At 74.4% G+C, this 5,761-nt stretch carries 5 protein-coding genes and 1 pseudogene; 4 read left to right on the forward strand and 2 right to left on the reverse strand.

All coding sequences use genetic code 11. The annotated features are described in order from the left end of the window. The 4 genes and pseudogenes from EBH09_RS28860 to EBH09_RS28875 all read left to right on the forward strand — a co-directional run. Positions 1-345 (forward strand): cellulose-binding domain-containing protein (locus EBH09_RS28860; RefSeq protein ID WP_193776590.1); only part of this gene is annotated, 345 nt, incomplete at its 5' end. Between the two features lie 241 nt (positions 346-586). Beyond that, complete coding sequence (gene rsgA, locus EBH09_RS28865; protein ID WP_121749862.1) at positions 587-1,705, forward strand: ribosome small subunit-dependent GTPase A; 1,119 nt, start codon at positions 587-589, stop codon at positions 1,703-1,705. A gap of 88 nt (positions 1,706-1,793) precedes the next feature. Further along, a complete protein-coding gene (locus tag EBH09_RS28870; protein WP_121749863.1) occupies positions 1,794-3,218 on the forward strand; it encodes an AlkA N-terminal domain-containing protein in 1,425 nt (474 codons plus the stop codon). Between the two features lie 23 nt (positions 3,219-3,241). Further along, positions 3,242-3,770 (forward strand): annotated as a pseudogene (locus EBH09_RS28875) (methylated-DNA--[protein]-cysteine S-methyltransferase). On the opposite strand, the gene EBH09_RS28880 reads toward EBH09_RS28875, so the two are convergent. After that, positions 3,733-4,215 carry a DUF456 domain-containing protein gene (locus EBH09_RS28880; protein ID WP_121749864.1) on the reverse strand — a complete coding sequence of 161 codons (483 nt, stop codon included), beginning with the start codon at positions 4,213-4,215 and terminating at the stop codon, positions 3,733-3,735. The pseudogene EBH09_RS28875 and the gene EBH09_RS28880 overlap by 38 nt on opposite strands. 96 nt (positions 4,216-4,311) lie before the next feature. Beyond that, positions 4,312-5,295, reverse strand: coding sequence for a LuxR family transcriptional regulator (locus tag EBH09_RS28885; protein WP_121749865.1), 984 nt, complete (start codon positions 5,293-5,295; stop codon positions 4,312-4,314). Positions 5,296-5,761 lie beyond the last annotated feature (466 nt).

Raw genomic sequence — 5,761 nt, forward strand, 5'->3', positions numbered from 1 at the left:
CCCGCCCCGGACCCCGGCACGGCCGCCCCCGCCGCCTGCCGTGTCCGCTACGACCTCGTCAACCAGTGGCCCGACGGCTTCCAGGCCACCGTCACCGTCACCACCCGCAGCGCCCTCGACTCCTGGCATGTCGCCTGGACCTTCCCCGACGGCCAGCGGATCGGCCAGATGTGGGACGCGGACCACTCCCAGAGCGGCCCCCGGGTCACCGCCACCGCCACCGACTACAACAGCTCGGTCCCCGCGGGCGGCCGCCTCGCCTTCGGCTTCCTCGCCTCCTGGCGCGGCAAGAACTCCCCGCCGGACGACTTCACACTGAACGGCGGGACGTGCGAACGGGCCTGACGCCCCGGGCCCGGAAAAAGTCGTTGACGCACCGCGGTACCGACGGGCTACTGTGGCGGCACGTCACGCGGTGATCGCCGCGGGGTGAAGAACGCACGAGTGAGGAGGTGTCGACCGATGGCTGTCGTTGCGAAGGGCGCTGCCCGCATCCAGGAATCCATCAAGTCCACCTCCGTGGCCACCGGCTGACCTCAGCCCTCCTGAGTCCTTCCGCCGGGGCCGCCCCCCGAAGGGTCACCCCTTGTCTTCCACGTCTTCGACGTCTTCCACCTCCCTCTTCACCGCTCACTCCGCGCTGACTCCCCACGGCTGGGACGAGGACTGGGCCGACGCGTTCGCCCCGTACGCCGCCGAAGGGCTGCTGCCCGGCCGCGTGATCCGGGTCGACCGCGGACAGTGCGACGTCGTCACCGCCGACGGAGTCCTGCGGGCCGACACCGCCTTCGTGACCCCGCACGACCCCCTGCGTGTCGTCTGCACCGGCGACTGGGTCGCCGTCGAACCGGACGGCAACCCGCGCTACGTACGGACGTGTCTGCCGCGCCGTACGGCCTTCGTACGCTCCACCTCCTCCAAGCGGTCCGAGGGGCAGATCCTCGCGGCCAACGTCGATTACGCGATCGTCGCCGTGTCGCTCGCGGCCGAGCTCGACCTCGCCCGGATCGAGCGGTTTCTCGCGCTCGCCTGGGAGTCCGGGGCGCAGCCCCTGGTGGTGCTCACCAAGGCCGACCTCGTCCCCGACCCGGTGACCCTGGGCCACCTCGTCCAGGACGTGGAGACCACCGCCCCCGGCGTGCCGGTGCTGTCCGTCAGCGCCGAGCAGGGGGAAGGGCTCGACGTCCTCGCCGCCGTCGTGGCCGGCGGTACGGCGGTGCTGCTCGGGCAGTCCGGCGCGGGCAAGTCCACCCTCGCCAACGCACTGCTCGGCGAGGACGTGATGGACGTCCAGGCCATTCGGGACGTCGACGGCAAGGGACGGCACACCACCACCACCCGCAACCTCCTCGTCATGCCCGGCGGGGGAGTGCTCATCGACACCCCCGGGCTGCGGGGCGTCGGGCTCTGGGACGCGGGCAGCGGGGTCGGCCAGGTGTTCGCCGAGATCGAGGAACTGGGCCGTGACTGCCGGTTCCACGACTGCGCCCACGAGAGCGAGCCGGGCTGCGCCGTCCTCGCCGCCATCGACACCGGCGAGCTGCCCGAGCGGCGGCTGGAGAGCTACCGCAAGCTCATGCGGGAGAACCAGCGCATCGTCGCCAAGACCGACGCCCGGTTGCGCGCCGAGATCCGCAAGGAGTGGAAGCGCCGCGGCGCCATCGGCAAGGCGGCGATGGAGGCCAAGCGGGGACGCGTGCGGTAGCCGCCACGGCCCCTGCCGACGCCCCGCCAACGCCATGTCCGATTTCCGCCAGCCCGGTCCCCCGGTCTGGCGGAGACTGGAGGGCGTGATGGGGAACGGAACGAAGAGCGCAGAGCACCTGACGCACGAGGACAGCAGGTACGAGGCCGTACGCAGCCGGGACGCCCGGTTCGACGGCGCGTTCTTCTTCGCCGTCGAGACGACCGGCATCTACTGTCGGCCCAGCTGCCCGGCGGTCACGCCGAAGCGGCGCAACGTGCGGTTCTTCGCGACGGCCGCCGCCGCGCAGGGCTCGGGATTCCGGGCCTGCCGGCGGTGCCGGCCCGACGCCGTGCCGGGCTCGGCGGACTGGAACGTCCGCGCCGACGTCGTCGGCCGGGCCATGCGGCTCATCGGCGACGGCGTCGTCGACCGCGAGGGGGTCGCCGGACTCGCCGGCCGGCTCGGCTACAGCGCCCGCCAGGTGCAGCGGCAGCTCACCGCCGAGCTGGGCGCCGGGCCGGTGGCCCTGGCCCGCGCCCAGCGGGCCCACACCGCACGCGTCCTGCTGCAGACCACCGGCCTGCCGGTCACGGAGATCGCCTTCGCGTCGGGCTTCGCCAGCGTGCGCCAGTTCAACGACACGATCCGGGCCGTGTACGCGGCCACCCCGAGCGGGCTGCGCGCCGCCGCCCCGGCACGCGACCGGGCCTCCCGGCGCACCGCCACCCCCTCCGCCGGCATCCCCCTGCGGCTCGCACACCGGGGCCGCTACCAGGCCGGTCCCGTCTTCGACCTGCTCCAGCGGGAGGCCGTCGCTGGGGTCGAGGAGGTGAGCGGCGTGCCGGGCCGCCGCGTCTACCGGCGCACCCTGCGCCTGCCGTACGGCACCGGGATCGTCGCCGTCGACGAACGGCCGGGCCTGCCCGGGACGGGCAGTGGTGGCTGGCTCGACGCCCGCCTCCACCTGACCGACCTGCGCGACCTGACCACGTCCGTACAGCGGCTGCGGCGGCTGTTCGACCTCGACGCCGACCCGTACGCCGTGGACGAACGGCTCGGCGCCGACCCCCGCCTCGCCCCGCTGGTCGCCGCCCGCCCGGGGCTCCGCTCACCGGGCGCCGCCGACCCCGACGAACTCGCCGTACGGGCCCTGGTCGGGCGGGAGGAGGCCGAGCGGCTGGTCCAGCGGTACGGCAAGACGCTGGACGCGCCTTGCGGCACCCTCACCCACCTCTTCCCCGAACCGGCCGTCCTCGCCGGGGCCGAACCGTACGGCACCCCGGGCGCGCTCGCCGCCGCGCTCGCCGACGGCGCCGTACGCCTGGACCCGGGCGCCGACCGGGACGACGCCGAACACGCGCTGCTCGCCGTGCCCGGCGTGGACGCCCGTACCGCCGCCGTGGTCCGCACCCGCGCCCTGGGCGACCCGGACGTCGCACCGCCGGACCACGCCGTCCCCGACACCTGGCGCCCCTGGCGCTCGTACGCCCTGAACCACCTGCGCGCAGCGGGAGAATGGGAGCACCGATGACGACCACCAGCACGACCACCACCATGACCACCACGTACTGGACCGAGACCGACAGCCCCGTCGGCACACTGCTCCTCACCGCCGACCCGGGCGGGACGCTCACCTCCCTGTCCGTGCCCGGGCAGAAGGGCGGCCGGAGCGTCCAGGAGGGCTGGCGGCACGACGCCGGGCCGTTCCGCGCGGCCGAGGAGCAGCTCGCCGCCTACTTCGCCGGGGAGCTGAAGGAGTTCCGGCTGCCGCTGCGCGCCGAGGGCACCGCCTTCCGGGAGCGCGTGTGGGCCGCCCTGGACGACGTGCCCTACGGGGCGACCACCACGTACGGCGAGATCGCCGCGCGCATCGGTGCCTCCCGGCCCGCGGTCCGCGCCGTCGGCGGCGCGATCGGCGCCAACCCGCTGCTGATCCTGCGCCCCTGCCACCGGGTGATCGGCTCCGACGGCTCCCTGACGGGCTACGCGGGCGGCCTGGAACGCAAGACGGCGCTGCTCACCCTGGAGGGCACTGCGCCGGCCCGTCAGCCCGCCAGTACCGCGCCCAGCCACGCCCCGGTGATCAGCAGGCAGGCGAAGAGTTCCGTCAGCACACTGGAACCGCCCGAGCGCATCGCCGTGCGCAGCGCCGCCATCGCCTCGCCGTGCCGGCCGAGCCGCAGCCGTTCGGCGAGGTAGATGCCGCCCATGAAGCCGGGTATCGCGCCGAGCACCGGGACCAGGACGAAGCCGAGGAACGCGCCCGCGCCCGCGTACGCCGTGACGCGGCGGGTGGCGTCGTCCGCGCGCAGCCGCCGGGGCGGCAGTACCCAGCGCACCGCCTGGGACAGGAGGAGGACGACCGTGGCGCCGACGAGCACGGCCCACGAGAGGGGCTGCGGATCCTTCAGCGCCCACCACAGCACCCCGGCCCACACCAGCCACGACCCGGGCATGCCGGGGAGCAGCACTCCGCACAGCCCGAGCAGGATGACCAGGCCGGACAGCAGGAGGTTCCACGCTCCCATCTGTCCAGGGTGCAGGAGTCGGGCGCGGTCCGCAGATGTCCGGCCGACCGGGGTGGGGCGGCCGGGGGTCCGGGAGTCGAGGGCTGGGGGGCCGGTTCAGCGTTTCCGGGCCACCCAGTCCCGCTCGTACGCGTGCCAGCCCAGCTGGAGCCGGGTCGTGACCCCCGTCAGCTCCATCAGGCGCTTCACCCGCCGTTGTACGGTCCGCAGACCCAGGTCGAGCTGTTTGGCGACGCTCGCGTCGGTCAGGCCGGCCAGCAGCAGGGAGAGGATCTCCAGGTCGGTGGCGTCGGGCCCGTCCGGGCCGTGCTCGCTCACACCGGCGGCGCCGAGCCGCAGCGGCAGCGCGTCCCGCCAGACCGACTCGAACAGGCCCGACAGCAGTTCCAGCAGGCCGCTGGCGTGCACGACGAGCGCGGCCGGCTCCGAGGAACGCGCCGTGAGCGGCACCAGGGCCAGGGCCCGGTCGGCGATCACCAGCTTGGTCGGCACCCGGTCCACCACCCTCACCTGCTCGTCGCGGCCCAGCGCGGCGGTCAGTTCGGTGATGCCGGTGGGCAGGTCCAGTACCGACCGCTCGACCACCACCCGGTACCCGACCCCGCGTCCGGCTGCCTGCTCCTCCGCGTCGTTCTCCATGCCGGTGACGGCGACGGGGCTGCCGGTGACCAGCGCGCACACCTCGTCGCTCGCCCCCAGCTGGAGCTGGAGGAAGCGCTGGGCGACCGCCGAGGCGCCGGTCACCACCTCCACCAGGTCGTGCACGGCGGGCTCGGCCGCCGCCGCCCGGTACTCCTCGGCCAGCAGCGCCGCCGCCAGCTCCGCCTTCTCCAGCTCGTGCCGCTGCTGGGTGAGCAGCGCGCCCAGCGCCACCCCCGGCGGCGCGGCGACCCAGCGGCCGGGACGGGCCGACGACTGGGCCGCGAGCCCGTTCTGTTCCAGCCGGCGCAGCGCGTGCTCCGTGTCCCGCTCGCCGAGCGCCAGCCGCCGGGCCAGGTCGGGCACGTCGGCGGCGCCCAAGGACACCAGTGCCCGGTACGCAGACTCGTGCGTGTTCTCCAGCCCCAGCACTCCCAGCATCAGGCGTTGCCCCTCCCCGAGAACAAACCTCACCACCACAACGTGCGGGGCCGTCCGTGGCGGGAAACGGCCACGGCGCAAACCCGCCTCCGGACATCATCGCCGTACCGCCGGTCACTCTGCCAAGGTGGCGTCGCCGAGCGGTTCTCCCGTGGGGGGTGGGACCGCTCGGCCACCCCACCTCGCGACACGTGTTCGACACGTCCCCCGACACGCCGTCCGGCGCGGTGCCGGTCCGCCGGAATTTCCGGATGCCCCGTTTTCATACGGCTCCGTCGGTGGACAATCTGGAGCATGAGTCAGCAGGGGGGAACACCCACCGGACGTGACGACGACTGGTGGGGGCAGCTGTACGACGACTCCACCGGCGACACCGGCCCCACGGCCGCGCCCGATTCCCTGGACGACCGCTTCGCCTCCGCGGCGGGGACGGTGGGCCGGCGCGCGGACCACGGCACCACGGGCG

Source organism: Streptomyces sp. E2N166 (genome assembly GCF_003671715.1).
In the GTDB taxonomy this organism is placed as follows: domain Bacteria; phylum Actinomycetota; class Actinomycetes; order Streptomycetales; family Streptomycetaceae; genus Streptomyces; species Streptomyces thinghirensis.